19 protein-coding genes are annotated in these 17,565 nt (G+C 65.4%); 8 read left to right on the top strand and 11 right to left on the bottom strand.

What is annotated here, in order from left to right:
• Position 1: 1 nt before the first annotated feature.
• The 7 genes from ACO076_RS04395 to ACO076_RS04365 all read right to left on the bottom strand — a co-directional run bounded on the left by ACO076_RS04395 (position 2) and on the right by ACO076_RS04365 (position 6,577).
• On the bottom strand, positions 2-778 hold the full coding sequence (locus tag ACO076_RS04395; RefSeq protein ID WP_421725516.1) for an SDR family NAD(P)-dependent oxidoreductase: 777 nt from the start codon (positions 776-778) through the stop codon (positions 2-4).
• Between the two features lie 26 nt (positions 779-804).
• On the bottom strand, positions 805-1,872 hold the full coding sequence (locus tag ACO076_RS04390; RefSeq protein WP_421725515.1) for an ABC transporter ATP-binding protein: 1,068 nt from the start codon (positions 1,870-1,872) through the stop codon (positions 805-807).
• The gene (locus ACO076_RS04385) at positions 1,869-2,384 is read right to left on the bottom strand and encodes a RidA family protein (protein WP_421725514.1); all 516 of its coding nucleotides are present in this window, start codon (positions 2,382-2,384) and stop codon (positions 1,869-1,871) included. The genes ACO076_RS04390 and ACO076_RS04385 overlap by 4 nt, the downstream gene beginning before the upstream one ends.
• Positions 2,372-3,421: an iron-containing alcohol dehydrogenase gene (locus ACO076_RS04380; RefSeq protein ID WP_421725513.1), complete on the bottom strand. Its 1,050-nt coding sequence runs from the start codon at positions 3,419-3,421 to the stop codon at positions 2,372-2,374. The genes ACO076_RS04385 and ACO076_RS04380 overlap by 13 nt, the downstream gene beginning before the upstream one ends.
• A gap of 3 nt (positions 3,422-3,424) precedes the next feature.
• Positions 3,425-4,261, bottom strand: coding sequence for a carbohydrate ABC transporter permease (locus ACO076_RS04375; RefSeq protein WP_421725512.1), 837 nt, complete (start codon positions 4,259-4,261; stop codon positions 3,425-3,427).
• Entirely contained in the window at positions 4,258-5,178 is a 921-nt protein-coding gene (locus tag ACO076_RS04370; protein WP_421725511.1) for a carbohydrate ABC transporter permease, read from the bottom strand. The genes ACO076_RS04375 and ACO076_RS04370 overlap by 4 nt, the downstream gene beginning before the upstream one ends.
• 73 nt (positions 5,179-5,251) lie before the next feature.
• Positions 5,252-6,577 carry an extracellular solute-binding protein gene (locus ACO076_RS04365; RefSeq protein ID WP_421726668.1) on the bottom strand — a complete coding sequence of 442 codons (1,326 nt, stop codon included), beginning with the start codon at positions 6,575-6,577 and terminating at the stop codon, positions 5,252-5,254.
• A 238-nt stretch (positions 6,578-6,815) separates the two neighbouring features.
• On the opposite strand from ACO076_RS04365, the gene ACO076_RS04360 reads away from it, so the two are divergent.
• Positions 6,816-7,502, top strand: coding sequence for a FadR/GntR family transcriptional regulator (locus ACO076_RS04360; RefSeq protein ID WP_421725510.1), 687 nt, complete (start codon positions 6,816-6,818; stop codon positions 7,500-7,502).
• Between the two features lie 19 nt (positions 7,503-7,521).
• On the opposite strand, the gene gshB is transcribed toward ACO076_RS04360, so the two are convergent.
• The 3 genes from gshB to rsmI all read right to left on the bottom strand — a co-directional run bounded on the left by gshB (position 7,522) and on the right by rsmI (position 9,883).
• Positions 7,522-8,463, bottom strand: a complete 942-nt coding sequence (gshB, locus tag ACO076_RS04355) for a glutathione synthase (RefSeq protein ID WP_421725509.1) — start codon at positions 8,461-8,463, stop codon at positions 7,522-7,524.
• 120 nt (positions 8,464-8,583) lie between these two features.
• Positions 8,584-8,976: a YraN family protein gene (locus ACO076_RS04350; protein WP_421725508.1), complete on the bottom strand. Its 393-nt coding sequence runs from the start codon at positions 8,974-8,976 to the stop codon at positions 8,584-8,586.
• The gene (gene rsmI, locus ACO076_RS04345; protein WP_421725507.1) at positions 8,960-9,883 is read right to left on the bottom strand and encodes a 16S rRNA (cytidine(1402)-2'-O)-methyltransferase; all 924 of its coding nucleotides are present in this window, start codon (positions 9,881-9,883) and stop codon (positions 8,960-8,962) included. The genes ACO076_RS04350 and rsmI overlap by 17 nt, the downstream gene beginning before the upstream one ends.
• Positions 9,884-10,002: 119 nt before the next feature.
• On the opposite strand from rsmI, the gene ACO076_RS04340 reads away from it, so the two are divergent.
• From ACO076_RS04340 to dnaQ, 3 genes are all read left to right on the top strand, one after another.
• Positions 10,003-11,190: a penicillin-binding protein activator gene (locus ACO076_RS04340; RefSeq protein WP_421725506.1), complete on the top strand. Its 1,188-nt coding sequence runs from the start codon at positions 10,003-10,005 to the stop codon at positions 11,188-11,190.
• Between the two features lie 105 nt (positions 11,191-11,295).
• Positions 11,296-12,132 (top strand): ion transporter, encoded by an 837-nt coding sequence (locus tag ACO076_RS04335; RefSeq protein WP_421725505.1) that lies wholly within the window; start codon positions 11,296-11,298, stop codon positions 12,130-12,132.
• A gap of 51 nt (positions 12,133-12,183) precedes the next feature.
• Complete coding sequence (dnaQ, locus tag ACO076_RS04330; RefSeq protein WP_421725504.1) at positions 12,184-12,909, top strand: DNA polymerase III subunit epsilon; 726 nt, start codon at positions 12,184-12,186, stop codon at positions 12,907-12,909.
• On the opposite strand, the gene hrcA is transcribed toward dnaQ, so the two are convergent.
• Positions 12,890-13,999, bottom strand: a complete 1,110-nt coding sequence (gene hrcA / locus ACO076_RS04325) for a heat-inducible transcriptional repressor HrcA (protein WP_421725503.1) — start codon at positions 13,997-13,999, stop codon at positions 12,890-12,892. The genes dnaQ and hrcA overlap by 20 nt on opposite strands.
• A 98-nt stretch (positions 14,000-14,097) precedes the next feature.
• On the opposite strand from hrcA, the gene rph reads away from it, so the two are divergent.
• From rph to cysQ, 4 genes are all read left to right on the top strand, one after another.
• Entirely contained in the window at positions 14,098-14,835 is a 738-nt protein-coding gene (gene rph / locus ACO076_RS04320; RefSeq protein ID WP_421725502.1) for a ribonuclease PH, read from the top strand.
• A 10-nt stretch (positions 14,836-14,845) separates the two neighbouring features.
• On the top strand, positions 14,846-15,463 hold the full coding sequence (rdgB, locus tag ACO076_RS04315; protein WP_421725501.1) for an RdgB/HAM1 family non-canonical purine NTP pyrophosphatase: 618 nt from the start codon (positions 14,846-14,848) through the stop codon (positions 15,461-15,463).
• Positions 15,460-16,611: a radical SAM family heme chaperone HemW gene (hemW, locus tag ACO076_RS04310; protein ID WP_421725500.1), complete on the top strand. Its 1,152-nt coding sequence runs from the start codon at positions 15,460-15,462 to the stop codon at positions 16,609-16,611. Before rdgB ends, hemW begins: the two co-directional genes overlap by 4 nt.
• A 99-nt stretch (positions 16,612-16,710) precedes the next feature.
• Entirely contained in the window at positions 16,711-17,526 is an 816-nt protein-coding gene (gene cysQ, locus ACO076_RS04305) for a 3'(2'),5'-bisphosphate nucleotidase CysQ (RefSeq protein WP_421725499.1), read from the top strand.
• The last annotated feature ends 39 nt before the right edge of the window (positions 17,527-17,565 follow it).

The following is a 17,565-nucleotide window of genomic DNA, read 5'->3' as shown; positions in this document are numbered from 1 at the left end:
GCTAATAGGTTGCGCTGAGACCACCATCGACGAACAGCGCCTGTCCGGTGGTGTAGAGGCTGAGATCGGAGGCGAGGAAGACGAAGGCCCCGGCACAGTCTTCCGGCGTTCCGGCGCGTTTCAGCGGGATGCGCCCCATCTCGAGATAGAACGTCTTGAACGATGGAACATCATGCTCATGCGTCCCGTCCGGCATCACCGCCATCCGGGTATCGATGAAGCCGGGCGCAACGGCGTTGACCCGGATGCCCTCCGCGCCGAGATCGATCGCCATGACGCGGGTCAGGTTCATCAGTCCGCCCTTGGCGGCGGCGTAGGCGGCGGAGCCCGGCTGGCCGAAGAAAGCCTGGGTGGACACGGTGTTGACGATCGCCGGGTTGCGCCCGCTCCGCAACAGCGGCAGCGCCATCTGGCTCAAGACGAGCGCACTGGTCAGGTTGATGTCCACGACTTCGCGGAAGCGGTCGGTCTCAACCGCATGCACCGGAGTGGCATCGACCACCGCGGCGTTATTAACGAGGACATCGAGCGCGCTCCACCGGTCGGCGATCGTCTCCAGGGTTTGCCGGATAGCGCCCTCATCGCGGATATCCATGACAGCGGAAAGAAGATCGTCGGACGCCCCACCCATCTCCGCGATGCCGGCAGCGACAGCGTCCGCGTCGATGTCGGTCACACAAACCCGAGCGCCGTGGTTGCGCATCGCTGCAGCCGCAGCGAGGCCAATTCCGCGCCCGGCCCCGGTGATCAGAACGCGCTTGCCGTCGAGAAGTGCCATGTCAGTTTCTGTTTCCCTTCGCGTTTTCACCTAATCCGATCGCCGGTTTCGACGTCGAACAGCTTGGTCTCGGAGTGCGGGATCGTCACATCGATCGTGTCGTCGGATCGGATCTGCGCCCGCGCACGGCCCGGGGCGCGCAGGACCAGCGTCTCGCTGGTGGCCGGCACCGTGAGATGAACCAGGTTCTCGTGTCCCAGGTCTTCTATGCGGCCGACCTTACCGGCCAGGGAAAGGCTGTCCGGGCCGCTGGCCGTGCCGAGCAGCACGTGTTCCGGGCGTACGCCGAGGGTTAGCCCGCTTGCGCTTCTTGGCGCGACGCTTTGCGGGAGAGGCTGTCCCAGGCACGCGCCGTTGGTCACGGCGACAAAGTTCATCTTCGGACTGCCGATGAAGCCGGCGACGAACAGGTTGGCTGGTGCGTCGTAGAGTTCGATCGGCGTCCCGACCTGCATGATCGCCCCCTTGTTCATGACCGCGATCCGGTGGCCCATGGTCATCGCTTCCACCTGATCATGGGTGACATAAACCGTCGTGGTTCCGAGCGATTTTTGCATCTCGCTGATTTCGCCGCGCATCTGTACGCGGAGTTCGGCGTCGAGGTTTGAGAGCGGCTCGTCGAACAGAAACGCCGCCGGCCGCCGGATCATCGCCCGGCCAAGCGCAACCCGCTGGGCCTGGCCGCCGGAGAGCTGCCGCGGCTTGCGGTCGAGCAGGGGCGTCAGGCCCAGCATCTCGGCAATGCGGTCCACCTCCCCGGCGATATCGGCGCGGGCCTGACCGCGGATCTGCATCCCGAAAGACAGGTTGCCGCGCACGGTCATGTTGGGAAACAACGCGTAAGACTGGAACACCATCGAGATGTTGCGCTCCGCCGGGGAGAGCTGATTGGCCCTCTCGCCGCCGATCCACAGGTCGCCATCGCTGATTGTTTCGAGCCCGGCGATCATCCTGAGCGTGGTCGACTTGGCGCAGCCGGATGGGCCGACCAGCACCATCAACTCGCCATCGACGATGTGAAGGTTCAGATCGCGGATCACCTCGACGGAGTCGGAAAACCGCTTGGCGACCCCCTCGAACCGGATATCGGTCACGGGTCCGGCTCCCAGCCCGGCACAATCGCCACCGATGCCTCGATCTCGACCGAGATGCCGCCGGGCAGCGAGCCGACACCGATGGCGCAGCGGGCATGGCGGCCGCGCGTCTCGAACACCTGGTGCATCAGGTCCGAGCACCCGTCGACGACCCGTGGATGGTCGCGGAAATCGGGCGTGGCGTTGACCATGCCGAAGATGCGCAGCACTTGCTGGACGTGGTCGAGGCCGCCAAGCATGGTTTGCATGGCGCTGATCAGGACGAGTCCCGTGTGCCACGCGTGTCGATAGGCATCGCCGACGCTGACATCGTCGCCGACACGGCCGGTGGCGAGAAACCCGTCCTCCATCACCGGTCCCTGGCCCGAGAGGATCAGCGTCGTGCCGTCGACCACCCCCAGCTCGAAATTGCCGATCGCCGTCGGTACCGACGGCAACACGATGCCGAGACGGGCGAGCCGTTGCTCGGTCGCGCCGGTAGTCGCCCCGCCGGTCCGGCTCACCGCGTCCATGCGCCGTAGGCTCCTTCGATCTTGGCCTGTGCGGCGTCCAGAAAGGCGTCGGTCACGTCAAAGTCATGGGCGATGCCGTAGGCAAGGCCTTCGTCGCGCACGAAACTCTGGAGGCCCTTCATTGCGGTCCGGACATCGTCCCAGGTGATATCCATGGCCTCCGGCCGGATGTCGATTCCGGCGGAATGGACGGCGGCCAACAGCTCATCAGTCCGCTGATCGTGCATCATGCAGCCAAGGATAAGCCCAAGGCAGACCGCCTGCCCGTGCAGGAACTTTTTCCCGGTGCCGGCCTCGAGGGCATAGAAGATGAAGTGCTCGACACCTTCAATGTGGCGCGGGTTCCAGCCGGCGGCGTGGAACGAGGCGCCGCCCCACCGCAGGGCGTCGACCATCACGGCGATACCGCGATCGTTGAGGGCGCGGATATCGTCCATTGCCGCAAGTGCCGCTTCCGCCTTGGCGAGCGAGATATCGGCGAGCGACTCGTCATAAGGCCACTTCGCTTCGCATTTGCCCTGTGCCGCGGCGTAGCGCCAATCCATTACGCCTGTGAAGAAGCAGAAGACGTCACCGAGCCCGCCGAGGTTGAGCTCCCGCGGCGCGGCTTCGATGATGTCGAGGTCGATATAAACCGTCTCAGGAACCGCCCAGCCGACATACCGCACCAGCCTGTCTTCGCGCACGCCGGCGCGATGGCCAAAAACGGCATCGACTGACAGTGACGTGGGAAACTGGAACAGCGGCTTGCCGGCGCGCCAGGCGAAATATTTGGCGGCGTCGATCGCCTGACCGCCACCGAGCCCGACGATGGACGCGGCTCCACTCGCGCTGTCGAGATCGGCTTCCAGCCGTTGCCGTTCCATCGACTCGACGAAGTAAACGTCGACACCGGGCAGCGCGTCGCGAAACTTCGGCCACAGGTCCGCCATCGTCACGACGAGAATAGGGGCGGCGACGAAGTCAGGCACTTCGGCCAGCAGGTTGCGGCCGAAGACCGTGTCGAACTGGGGAACGTCGGATTCCTTAAAAGCCATGAACTATCCTTTGACGGCGCCGAGGGTGAGGCCTTTGACGATGTGTTTTTGGGCAAAGATCGCGAAGATGAACATCGGAATAATCGCGACGATCGAAGCAGCGGTCATCGCCCCCCAATCGAGCGCGGCATAGCCGCGGAAACTGGTGACGCCGAGGGTGACGGTCTCGGCCCGGGAAAAGGTCAGGCCGAGGGCGATCGCCAGTTCGTTCCAGATCCAGATGGCGTTGAGGATGGCGGTGGCGACCACACCCGGCAGGGCGCACGGAACATAGATGCGGATCAGCACCTGCCAATGGCTGCAGCCCTCGATGCGTGCCGCTTCGTCGATCGCCGGGTTGATCTCGCGGAAGAAGGAAGACAGCAGCCAGATCGAAAGCGGCAGAACGTGGACCTGGTAGATCAGCGCCAGGCCGATGTGGGTGTCGTAGAGGCCGGTCCATTGGTAGAGCGAGAACATCGGGATGATGAATAGAAACTCCGGCAACATGTAAGCCAGGATCAGCCACAGATTGATCCACCGGGCGCCACGAACCTTGAGCCGGCAAACCGCATAGGCGGCCGGCAAGGCAATCGCCAGCGACAGCGTCACGCCGATCGCGGTGATGATCACCGAGTTGAGAAACGTGTACTTGAAGGTCGTGTGTTCCCACAGCTTGACGTAGTTGTCGACGATCGGGTCGAAGATCCACATCGGTGGGTTGGCGAGCCCGTCCTTGCGGGACTTCAGCGAGACGGTCAGCACCCAATAAACCGGGAACAGGCTGAACAGTACCATCGCCCCGGTGAACACATACGCCCAGGCGCGCGATATCGATTGTCCGGCGACCCGGGCGTTCATTTCGTCGGCCTCGCGTCGCGATCGTCCTGAAACGTCTGCAGGAGCAATGAGATACCGAGGATGATGATCGAGAAGATCACCATCACCGCCATCGCCTTACCGATCTGCTGGAAGCTGTATGCGGTCCGGTAGACGTAGGTTTGCACCACCTCGGTGGCGAGACCGGGTCCGCCGCCGGTGGTGCCGAAGACGATGTCGAAGACTTTGAGCGTATCGATGGCGCGGATCACCAGCACGGTAATCAGCAGCGGCCGGAGCAGAGGGAACTTGATCCGCCAGAAGATGGTGAATCCATTGGCGCCCTCGACTTGGGCAGCCTCGATCGGGTCCTTCGGCAGCCCCTTCAGCCCGGCGAGCATGATGATGAAGACGAAGGCGGTCTGCCACCAGACGTCGACCGCGACGATGCTCGGCATCGCGGTGGCCGCGGCGCCGTAGAACGCCGATGGCCCAAGGCCGAAGAAGCTGGCGAGATAATTGATGACGCCGAGGAACGGATCGAACATCACCTTTGACATCAGGGCGACGACGATCCCCGACACCATCAGCGGCAACATCAACAGCGCGCGCAGAACGTCGGTGCGAATCTTCAGCTTGTCGACCTGAACCGCCAGGTAGAAGCCGAGCGTGATTTCAATGGCGGTCGCGGCAACAGCGAAAACGCCGGTGTTTCTCAAGACCGTCCAGAACTCGGCGTCGGAGAAAAGCTGCGCGTAGTTATCCAAGCCGACGAAGTCGAGCTGACTGCCCCAGTTCCAGTTGGTCAGCGAAATGCCGAAACCGAAGACGACGGGATAGAGCGAAGTAAAGGCGAGGATGGCGAGGCAGGGCAGGATGAACCAGAACGCGGAAATCTCCGAGGGTCCGCGTTTGGACGTTCTCGGCATGTTGACCGATGCGGTGGCCTGCCCGCTCATTGTCGATTCTCGGAGCAAGTGGTCACGCGGAGCAGGCACGCGCCCCGCGTGACCGGTTGGTTGGAACCTTAAGTCAGTTCGCGACCATTTCCATGAAGTCTTCCTGCGCGGCGGCCGCTGCCGCGTCCGGTGTCTCGCCGCCGTACATCGCCTGGATGGCGTCAACGATCCGCAGCGCGAATTCGCTCCATCCGGCGCGCTGGACGACGGAGGTCTGCGAGTTCGGCATCGCTTCGAACACCGTGGCTACGTAGTCGGGATTGAACGCGCCGGCATAGTCGGCGTTCTCCCACGAGGACAGCCGCGGTGCGCCGCCATGCAGCTTGCCGATTTCCGGCTCGTTGTCCTTGTTGGTCATGTACTGGATGAAATACCAGCCGGCGCCAGGGTTCGATGCATTGGCGGGAATGCCATAGCCCCACTGCCAGTGGGCGGTGTAGGGCTCCCCTTCGTCATTGTCGATCGGGATCACCGCGTAGCCGGTCTTGCCGGCGATCGGCGATTCATCGGGGTTTTCGAAGCCCGGGCCGAACAGGCTGGCATCGATGAAGAACGCGGCGCCGCCGGCCTGGAAGAGTTGTGAGGCGTCCGGCCAGTCCATCGCCTGGATGTTGACCGGTCCGGCCTTCATCAGTTCAGCATAGTTGGACAGGCCGCGGGCGATGTCGGGATTGTCGAGCCGCGGGCTGTCCCAGTTCCCGTCGAACCAGACATTGTACGGCGCCTCGCGGGTACCGGCGCCGACGCTGTTGTTGACGATGCCGGTGATCGTGTCGATCAGCGTGTCGGAACGGATACCGCGCATCGCCGCACCGGCGATCCGCCCGTCGCTGCTCTCCTTGACTGTCCGCGCGGCTTCCAGCAACTCCGCCATCGTTTCCGGCACCTGGCCATCCAGGTACTCGTCGACAATGTCCTTGTTGTAGAAGAGGATGTACGTCTCGAACGAAGCTGGGATGCCGTGAAATTCCCAGGTGCCGTCGACGTCATATTTGGTCGAGTCCAGGAAACCGGCAGGAATGTCGGCGATGTCGTAGTCGGCCGACGTCATGTCGGGATCGTCGATGAAGCCCTGCAGCGAGTGGACCAGGCCGTTGGTGAACTGGGTGTAGGCGGTCGAATCCATCGGCAGGAAATAGACGTCCATCACCGAGTTGTTGCCTTCGCCGCGGAGCGCGACCTCCATCCGGTCGAAATAGAGGTCCTCGGCCATCGTCTGCAGATTGACGGTAATGCCGGTGTCCGCCTGGAACTGATCGACGAGGGTCCGCACCCCGTCGGTGACCGGGTGTTCCGGCATCATCACGGTGATCTCCTCACCGTCGAACTGCTGCCAGTCGAAGGCGGATGCGCCGGTAGCCCAGCCTGAAATCGCGATGAATGATGCGGCGGCTGCCACGACGGGCAAAGGCCGCCACCGGGAACGCCATGAACGATACATTGGCTCTCTCCATGTCTTCTCTATTGGTCAACCGATTGCCGACCAATATGGTAAGCCAATTGAATAACTCTCCGGCCGATGAGTCAACCAGTTCCTATGAATGGTCAATGTTCGAAATGGATTCTGCTTGAAACCGTTGAGAGCATGGGCTAGACGACCAACCAATTGGTTGACCGATTGAGAGCCTAGCTTAGCCTTGACCCAATCCCGCAGTTTCCGGGTGTACGAAGACATCCTCGACCTGATCCGCTCCGGCACGATCGCGCCCGGCGGGCGGATGCCGAACGAGCGCAAGCTCGCCGCACTCAACGGCGCGACCCGTACCCAGGTCCGTGACGCGCTGTTGATGCTGCAAAAAGAAGGGCTGGTGGAGCGCAAGATCGGCAGCGGCACCTACCTCTCCGACGATGCGCCCAAGATCATCGAGATGGGCGATGCCGGGGTCGACCTGACGGCGAGCGGCGTCCTCGATTTCCAGGAGACGCTGGAGGCCCGCCTCTACATCGAGCCCCGGCTCGCGGCGAAGGTGGCCGAAGCCGGCGACCCGGCAGCGTTCGACGCGTTGCGCACTGCCGCCGACGCCACGGCCGCCGCACGCGACTGGCTGACTTTCAAGGAAGCGATCTACCAGTTCTCGCGCTGCCTCTATGTCGCCGCCGGCAACGACTTTCTGGTATCGATCTTCGACCAGATCCTGGCGAGCCGCCGGCGCAGCAACTTCGACGGCCGCCAGAGCCAGGCGCCGGTCGCCGACCTGGTGCGAACCCACATGCGGGACGAACTTCGCGCCATCGCCGACACCGTCGCGTCCGGCGATCCGGCTGTTGCCGAGGCTGCCGTGCGGCAGTACCTGATCGGCCTCGCGGCATCCTCCGCCCACTGACGCGCGGCATAGGCCCGCGCTATCCCAGCCTGGCCTCAGTCGCATCCCAGATCAGCGCCGCGATATCGGCGCCGCCGAACCGTTTGACCTCGCGGATGCCGGTCGGCGAGGTCACGTTGATCTCGGTGAGGTAGTCGCCAATCACATCGATGCCGACGAAAATCAGGCCGCGGTCGCGCAGCGTCGGCCCGATCGCCGCGCAAATCTCGCGATCGCGATCGGTCATCTCGGCCGGCACCGCCTTGCCTCCAACGTGCATATTGGAGCGCGCCTCGCCGGCGGCGGGAATGCGGTTGATGATCCCGACCGCCTCGCCGTCGACCAGGATGATACGTTTATCGCCCTGACGCACCTCCGGCAGGTAGCGCTGGATGACGAACGGTTCGCGGTAGACGTCCTCGAAAATCTCCAGCAACGCTGCCAGGTTCTCGTCGCCGCCGGCAATGCGGAAGACGCCGGCGCCCCCATTGCCGTAGAGCGGCTTGACGATGATGTCGCCATATTCCTCGCGAAACGCGATGATTTCCGCCCGGTCGCGGGTGATCAGGGTCGGCGGGGTCAGGTCGCCGAACTCGGTGACGAACAGCTTCTCCGGGGCGTTGCGCACATGGCCGGGATCGTTGACCACCAGCGTCTTGGGGTGAATCCGCTCGAGCAGATGCGTGGTCGAGATATAGCCCATGTCGAAGGGGGGATCCTGGCGCAGCATCACCGCGTCGAGATCGGCAAGATCGATCGTCTCGCTCTCGCCAAGGGTGAAATGGTTCCCTTCCTCGTCGCGGACGGAGACGGGTTCTGCGCGGGCAAGAACGCGCCCGTCGCGCATGCTGAGGCTGCCGGGTGTGTAGTGGAAGAGCTTGTGGCCGCGTCGTTCCGCCTCAAGCATCAAGGCAAAGGTCGAGTCGCCGGCGATCAACAGGTCGGCGATGTGGTCCATCTGAAAGGCGGCGGTCAGCGCCATGAGCAGGTCCCCCGAAAACGCGGCCCGGATACTCCCATATTTCCGATAGTAGGAAACCCGGCCGTATGGTCACGCCTGGGCGAGATGGGATCGCCGCCGGCCAGCGGCAAGCGGTAGCGGCTACCAGATGCGGCCCTCGCTGTCGAAGACCGAGGCAAAGTCCCGAGGCAGACGACCGGGCACCGCCACGATCACGTCGAAGCGGCGGTCGAGGCCGGCGAGCGCGGGGTTCCGCCCGATCCAGAGTTCCGCCGCCCGCGCGATCCTCCGACGCGCCGCCGGCTTCACCGCGGCCAAGCCCTCGCTCGCATTCGCCCGCTGTTTCACCTCGACGAACACCAGGGTCCGCCCCCGCCGGGCAATCAGGTCGATCTCGCCGGCACCGCTCCGGAACCGCCGGGCGAGAATCCGATAGCGCTTCAACCGCAGCCACCAGGCGGCGAGGGTTTCGGCCTGCCGCCCGCGCCGTTCGGCCGCCTGGCGTCGGTCCGATCCATCAGTCGGACGGCGCATCGCGGTCCTTCAGGGCGAGCGCCCTTTGATAGAGCTTGCGCCGGGAAAGGCCGGTGAGCGCCGCGGCTTCGTCGGCGGCGGTGCGGACTGAACCGGTGGCGAGCAACCCGGCCAGCAGCTCGTCGACCGATTGCGGATCGGGCGCGACCTCCACCGGCGGGCCGACCAGAATCACGACTTCGCCTTTCGGCGGCGGTTCGCCATCATAGGCGGCGGCGAGCTCGTCGAGGTTGCCCCGCCGCACCGACTCGTGCGCCTTGGTCAGTTCGCGCGCCACCACCGCCTGCCGCTCGCCACCGAGCGTCGCCGCCATGTTGGCCAGCACCGCCGCCAGCCGCTTCGGCGACTCGTAGAACGCCAGCGTCGCCGGCACCCCGGCAAGCGCAGCGAGCCGCTTGCGACGCCCCTCCTGTTTGGTGGGCAGGAACCCGGCGAACAGAAAGGCATCGGTCGGTAGACCCGCGGATACCAACGCCGCCAATAGGGCCGAGGCGCCGGGCACGGGAACCACCGGGTGCCCCGCGGCAACCGCTTCGGTAACCAGCCGGTAGCCGGGATCGGAGACGAGCGGCGTGCCGGCATCCGAGATCAAAGCCACGGCGCGACCGGCATCCAGGGCCGTCAGCAGGCGCGGGCGCTGCGCGGCGGCGTTGTGCTCGTGATAGGGCGTGAGCGGCTGGGCGATCCCGTACCGGTCGAGCAGCACGCGGCTTATCCGCGTGTCCTCGCAGGCGACCAGGTCCGCGGCGGCGAGCGTCGACAAGGCGCGAAGGGTGATATCGCCGAGGTTGCCGATCGGCGTGGCGACGATGTACAAGCCGGCGGTCAGCGGCGGTGCCGGCACCTTCACGCCGTTGATGGCGAAGGCCGGCGGGTCCGGTGGATGGTTCGTCCGTGTTTGGCTCATGCCGTCGCACTCTGTAGGAATCGTCGCCTGGCCGATGATCCGGCGGGTTTGACGGGTCCGGGGATGACCCTATGATTTGCCCGATCTTACCGGGCATAAGGCGACTAAGGGAGAATCGATTGTTCCGCCCACAACGTTTACGCGCGGGCGGCGCCCGACTGTTTGCCTTGCTTGCCGGTATCGTCCTACTTGCCGCATGCACGCCAAGCGGCCTGGTCGGCCCCGGTGCGATTCCCGGCGGCCCGGTTCCTGGCGAGGTCATCGGTGCCGGCCCGGTTAAGGTCGGCATGCTGCTGCCTCTGTCGGCCACCGGCAATGCCGGCCAGCTCGCCCGGCAGATGCGCAACGCGGCCGAACTGGCGTTGCGCGAGTCGCAATCGGCGACGGTTCAGATTCTGATCAAGGATGACCGCGGCACCCCCGATGGCGCCCGCGCCGCCGCAAGTGCGGCGATCTCCGAGGGCGCCCAGATCATCCTCGGCCCGCTGTTCGCGGAGGCTGTGACCGCGGCTGCCTCGGTCGCCAAGCCTGCAGGGGTCCCGGTGGTGGCGTTCTCCACCGATGCGTCGGTCGCCGCCCGTGGCGTCTATCTGATCAGCTTCCTGCCCCAGGGCGACGTCGACCGGATCGTCCGCTATGCCGCGAGCCAGGGCAAACGCTCGTTCGCCGCGCTGCTGCCGGCCAACGCCTACGGCACTCTGGTCGAAGCGACCCTGCAGCGGTCTCTTGCGAACGCCGGCGGACGGGTGGTCGCGGTTCAGAAGTACAACCTCGACCGGGCCTCGATGCAGGAGAAGGCGACGGCGATCGCCAATATCGTCAAGCAGGGTACAGTGAACGCGGTGTTCATGCCCGAGGGCGGCGATGCGGCGCCCTTCCTCGCCCAGATATTGGCGACCAACGAGGTCGACCCCTCCCAGGTTCAGTTCCTTGGCTCCGGCCAGTGGGACGATCCGCGGGTGACGGCGGAGTCCAACCTGAACGGCGGCTGGTTCCCAGGTCCAGATCTCAACGGCTTCCGCAGCTTCTCGGAGCGCTATCGCGCCGCGTTCGGCAGCGCGCCGCTCCGCAATGCGTCGCTCGCCTACGATGCGACCAGCCTCGCCACCGGCCTTGCGGGTCGCTTCGGGTCCAACGCGTTTACCGACCAGGTGCTGACCGCGAGCAGCGGCTTCATCGGCGTCGACGGCGCGTTTCGCTTTCTCGCGGACGGTACCAATCAGCGGGCGCTTGCCGTCTACCAGATCGAGCGCGGCCAGCTCGGCGTCCTGTCGCCCGCGCCGCGCAACTTCACCGCCGGTTTCTGATCCGGCACGGCCGTTGTGGCCGGGAGCCCGATCCAAGGGCGCTTGTCGGCCGCAGTCGCTATCGCTAGATGAAGCCTCGTGCGCGAGACGGAAGAACGAGCGGTCATGGCCCAAACCGAACCGGTGTCCGGACATCCGCCGGGCGACGGCTCCGGCGGCGTCATCGCCGTGCTCAAACGCTTCATCGAAGCGAAGGTCACCCAGCGTTTCATCATCGGCGTCATCCTGTTCAACGCGGTGGTTCTCGGTCTGGAGACCTCGCCGACGGTGTTCGACCGGTTTGGTCCGATCCTCATAGCCCTCGACGTGGCGGCGCTTTCGATCTTTGTCGTCGAGATCGCGATCAAGCTGATCGTCTACCGCTGGCAGTTCTTTAGGAGCGGCTGGAACGTTTTCGACTTCGTGATTGTCGCCATCGCCTTGGTGCCAACGGTCGAGTGGCTGTCGGTCATGCGGGCGTTGCGCATTCTTCGGGCTTTCCGGCTGTTATCGGTCATGCCGCAGATGCGACAGGTGGTGACGGCCCTCCTTGGCGCCATCCCCGCCATGGGATCGGTGATCCTGCTGCTGACTCTGGTGTTCTACGTCTCGGCGGTGATGGCGACCAAGCTGTTCGGCGCGGACTACCCCGACTGGTTCGGGTCGGTCGGGGCGTCGCTGTTCTCGCTGTTCCAGATCATGACGCTGGAATCCTGGTCGATGGGCATCGTCCGGCCGGTGATGGACGAGTTCCCCTACGCCTGGGTGTTCTTCGTTCCGTTCATTCTGATGACGTCGTTCATCGTGCTGAACCTGTTTATCGCCATCATCGTCAATGCGATGCACCAGAGCGACATGGAGGAACACAACGCTCACGAGGACGCTGTCGCCCGCGAACTCGCGGCCATCCGCGCCGAACTCGTCGAGCTGCGGCGTGAGAAGGCCGGGGAGAAGACGGAGTAGACCGCCGGCGGGCTTGCGTCGCGGCGACCCCGCCGGCACCATCGACGAATCATGCGTGAAATCGTCTTCGATACCGAGACCACCGGGCTTGCCGCCGACAATGGCGACCGCGTTGTCGAGATCGGCTGCGTCGAACTCCTCAATCACATCCCGACCGGCGAGACCTTTCACCGCTACATCAACCCTGAACGATCGATGCCGTATGAGGCCCAGCAGGTCCATGGCCTCGACGACAAGTTCCTGGCGGACAAGCCGGTTTTCGCTGCGATCGCCGACGAATTGGCGAATTTCCTCGGCGACGCGCCGCTGATCGCCCACAATGCCGAGTTTGATCTCGCTTTCCTCAATGCCGAGTTCGAGCGCTGTGGCCGGCCGAAGATCGCGGTGGGCCGTATTGTCGATTCCCTTATGCTCGCCCGTCGCAAGCATCCGGCGGGGCCGAACTCGCTCGACGCGCTCTGCGCTCGGTACTTCGTCGACACCAGCCGCCGGACTTTTCACGGCGCGTTGCTCGATGCGGAGTTGCTGTCCGAGGTCTATATCGAACTGATCGGTGGCCGCCAGGCGAGCCTCGGTCTCACTGCCGCGATCGAGGGTGTCGCCTTCGGCACGCCGGACCAGCCGCTGCGGACGGTTGGCGCCCGGCCGGTGCCACGTCAGTTTCGGGTCACGGAGGCGGAGTTGGCGGCGCACGCGGCGCGTCTTGCCATGCTCGGCGATAATGCGATCTGGCGCACCTATCTCGGCACGGCGAGCCCTACCCCAACAGCCGGCTGACCATTCGGGCCGTGTAGTCGACCATCGGCACGATCCGGGCGTAGTTCAGCCGGGTCGGTCCGATGACGCCGAGCACACCGATCACCTGCTGTTCGCTGTCACGATAGGGCGAAACCACCAGTGACGAGCCGGATAGCGAGAAGAGCTGGTTTTCCGACCCGATGAAGATGCGCACCCCGTCGCCTTCCTCGGCGAGGCCGAGCAGACGGATCAGTTCGCGCTGGGTTTCCAGGTCGTCGAACAGGCGGCGGATACGCTCCAGGTCCTCGGCGGCGGTGACGTCTTCGAGCAGGTTGGCGCGGCCGCGCACGATCAGCGTTGCCGGCTCGCCACCGCCGACCTCGGCCCAGGTGGCGAGGCCCGCGTCGACCAGTTTGCTGGTCAACTCGTCCACTTCGGCTCGTGAAGCGGCGGCCCGCTTCTCCAGTTCCGCCCGCGCTTCGGACAGGGTCAGCCCGCGCAGGCGCGTGTTGAGGTAGTTGCCGGCTTCGACCAGGGCCGACGGAGCCGTGTCCGGATCGAGATCGATCAATCGATTTTCGACCGTTCCGTCCTCGCCGACCAGCACCACCAGGGCCCGGCTCGGCTCGATGCGCACGAACTCGACATGCTTGAGCCGAAGGTCGGTCTTGCCGGAGAGCACAACGCCTGCCCCGCGCGACAGGCCGGAAAGGGCCTGGCTCGCCTCGCTCAGCAGGTTCTCGACCGTTCGACCGGGATCGGACGCCCGCACTTCCGCTTCGATCCGGCGCCGTTCCTCGCCTGAGAGGTCGCCGATTTCGAGCAACGCGTCGACGAAGAAGCGCAGACCCGCCTCGGTCGGCATGCGCCCGGCCGACGTGTGCGGCGAGTAGATCAGGCCGAGTTGTTCGAGGTCGGCCATCACATTGCGCACCGACGCCGGAGACAATGAGACGGGCAGCAGGCGCGATACGTTGCGCGATCCAACCGGTTCGCCAGTGTCGAGATACGCCTCGACGATCCGTCGGAAGATCTCTCTGGAGCGGCGATCGAGGCCCTGGATGGCCGATTCCTGCGAATCGCCGGCTCCGGCGCCGATCGGGAAGTTGGTGGGTGGCTGGCTTGTCATCGAGTGGTTAACCGCGGAACCTAAGTATTAAGTGTCGGTTTTCGGTCAGGTTTCAAGCAGGGCTTTGCGTTGCCGCCGGCCGACCGCTAAGAAGCGACATGGAAGACACCAAGCAAGCCGCGTCCCGGCCTTCGAAACGCGCGCCGGCCGATCTGCGCCCGGTACAACTTGAGCGCGGCGTGTCGAAATATGCCGAGGGCTCCTGCCTGGTCCGGTTCGGCGACACCCGAGTGCTGTGCACCGCCAGTCTCGAAACGTCAGTGCCGCCGTGGCTGCGGGGCGCCGGCAAGGGCTGGGTAACCGCCGAGTACGGCATGCTGCCACGCGCGACTCATGAGCGGACCCGGCGGGAGGCTGCCGGCGGCAAGCAGTCCGGTCGAACCCTCGAGATTCAGCGTCTGGTTGGGCGGTCGCTGCGTGCGGTGGTCGACATGAAGGCGTTGGGCGAACGCCAGATCGTCATCGATTGCGACGTGCTCCAGGCCGATGGCGGGACTCGGACCGCGGCGATCACCGGCGGCTGGGTTGCCTTGCGCGACTGCATCGAGTGGATGATGGCGCGGCAGATGATGCCGAAATCGCCGCTGTCCGATCATATCGCGGCAGTCTCGGCCGGCATCTACAGAGGAACCCCGGTCCTCGACCTCGACTATGCCGAGGACAGCGAGGCCGAGACGGACGCCAACTTCGTCATGACCGGCGCCGGCGGCATTGTCGAGATACAGGGCACCGCGGAGGGCGCCCCGTTCAGCGAGGACGAGTTCGGCGCGCTGATGGCTTTGGCCAAAAGCGGCATCAAACAGCTCGTCGAGCTGCAGAAGTTGGCGATTCTCTAGGCAGCGCGCCATGCCCCAGACCCTTCGCAAGGGCGACAGAATCGTCATAGCCAGCCACAACGCCGGCAAGGTCGCGGAGATCGAGGCGTTGCTGGCACCGCATGGCCTGTCCGTCGTCGGCGCGGCCGAGCTGGGACTGCCCGAGCCGGTCGAGACCGGTGATACCTTCGAGGCCAACGCGGTCCTCAAGGCCAAGGCGGCCGCGACCGCGACCGGGCTCCCGGCGCTGTCGGACGATTCTGGTCTCGCAGTCGAGGCACTCGGCGGCGCGCCGGGGATCTACTCAGCCCGCTGGGCCGGCCCGGACCGGGATTTCGCCGCCGCGATGCAGAAGGTCGAGGACCATCTCCGCGGCATCGGCGCCGATAGCCCCGAGGATCGCCGGGCCGCTTTCGTCGCGGTTCTGTGCCTCGCCTTCCCCGACGGTAACGCGGTGACCTACCGCGGCGAAGTCGAGGGAGCCCTGGTGTTCCCGCCCCGCGGCGCCCATGGCTTCGGCTACGACCCGATTTTCGTTCCGGACGGATACGATCAGACCTTTGGCGAGATGATGCCGGAAGCGAAGGCGGCATTGTCCCATCGCTCCCGCGCCTTCGACGCCTTCGCCGACGCGGTGCTGGCCTCGTGAGCGACGATCCGGGATTCGGCGTTTACGTGCACTGGCCGTTCTGCGCCGCCAAATGCCCTTATTGCGACTTCAATTCCCACGTCCGCCACGAGCCGCCGGATCAGGCACGCTACGCTGCGGCGTTCGCCCGCGAGATCGCGACAACCGCCGACCGGACCCCCGGACGAACGGTGTCGAGCGTTTTTCTCGGCGGCGGCACCCCGTCGCTAATGGAACCGGCCACGGTCGGTGCGATCCTCGAAGCGATCGCCGCCCGCTGGACCGTCGCCGATGACGCGGAGGTGACGCTTGAAGCCAATCCGTCCAGCGTCGAGGCGGACCGCTTTCGCGGCTACCACGCCGCCGGCGTCAACCGGGTTTCCCTCGGCGTGCAGGCTCTGAACGACCGCGATCTGCGGTTTCTCGGCCGGCTCCACAATGTCGCCGATGCTCTTGCGGCTATCCGCATCGCCCGCGACACCTTCCCGCGGCTGTCGTTCGACCTGATCTACGCCCGCCCGGCTCAGACGCCTGATCAATGGGCGATCGAGCTCAAGGTTGCCCTCGACCTTGCCGCCGACCACTTGTCCCTCTACCAGCTCACCATCGAGGACGACACGCCGTTCGCCGCCCTCCATCGGGCCGGTAAGCTCGTCGTACCCGACGAGGCGACCGCCGCGGAGCTCTATGCCATCACCCGCGAAACTACCGCTGCGGCCGGTCTGCCGGCCTACGAGATCTCCAACCATGCCCGACCCGGCGCCACCTCCCGCCACAATCTGGTCTACTGGCGCTACGGCGAATATGTCGGTATCGGCCCCGGTGCCCATGGCCGCCTGAAGCTCGCCGACGGTGGCCACGCGACGGCGACAGAACGCCTGCCGGAAGCCTGGCTCGCCCGGGTCGAAGCCCATGGGCATGGCCTGACCGTCGATGAACTGCTCACGCCGGAGGAGGAGGGCGACGAGATGCTGCTGATGGGACTGCGCCTCGCCGAGGGCATCGATCTCGCCCGCTACCGTGCGATTTCCGGTCGCGACCTCGATCCTGAGCGACTGGCCGATCTCGTCGCCCATGGCATGGTCGAGCGCACCGGCGGTGGCCGGCTGCGCGCAACCCGGGACGGCTTCTTCGTCCTCGACGCGGTGGTCGCCGATCTGGCGGCCTGAGACATCGGACTGCCAAAACCGGCCCGACCTGAGACAATCTGGCGCGGCCCAAGGCTTGCCCGGGCGCCCGGTTCCGGTACTAAAGGCGGCGTGAGCGACATGATAGATATTCCCGCCGAAACCGACCTCGTCGAAGCGCTGATCCCGGCCGCATTGGCCGCTGGTCGCGCGATCCTCGACGTCCGCGCCCGCACCATCGACGTGGAGCACAAGGCCGATTCCTCCCCGGTCACCGAGGCCGACCGCGCCGCCGAGGCGATCATCCTCGCGCGCCTGGGGGAGGTCGCGCCGGACGTCCCGGTGGTCGCGGAGGAGGCCGTCGAGGCGGGTAATCTGCCCGGCGTCGGTGATGTCTTCTTCCTGGTCGACCCGCTCGACGGCACCAAGGAATTCATCCGCGGCGGCAGCGATTTCACCGTCAACATCGCCCTGATCCGCGATGGTGAGCCGGTGATGGGCATCGTCCACACCCCGGCCGTCGGCACTATCCATGTCGGTACGCCAGAGGGCGCCTGGGCCGGACGGGTCGAAGGCGATGCGGTTGTCGACCGGCAGCCGATCCGTGTTCGCCGGTGCGGTGGCGACGCCAAGGTCGATGTGGTTGCCAGCAAGTCCCATCGCACGCCTGAGACCGACGCCTATATCGAGCGCTATCCGGTTGGTGACTTGGTCTCGGCCGGCTCGTCGATGAAGTTCTGCCTGGTCGCCGAGGGCCGCGCCGATCTCTACCCGCGGATGGGGACGACGATGCAGTGGGATACGGCGGCCGGTGACGCGGTGCTGCGCGCTGCCGGCGGCAAGGTGGTGACCCTTGATGGGGCGCCGTTTCCTTATGGGCCGAATGGCAGCGAGGGTGTTGCCGCATTCCGCAATGAATGGTTCGTGGCTGCCGGAGCGATGGAACTGAAGACGTAAGCGCCGGCCGTCCGCAAAGCCGTTCCAATTTCGGCTTCA

The organism is Bauldia sp. (genome assembly GCF_965232525.1).
In the GTDB taxonomy this organism is placed as follows: domain Bacteria; phylum Pseudomonadota; class Alphaproteobacteria; order Rhizobiales; family Kaistiaceae; genus Bauldia.
The sequence above is the reverse complement of the archived record's forward strand: the minus strand, read 5'-3'. Positions and strand labels throughout refer to the sequence as shown.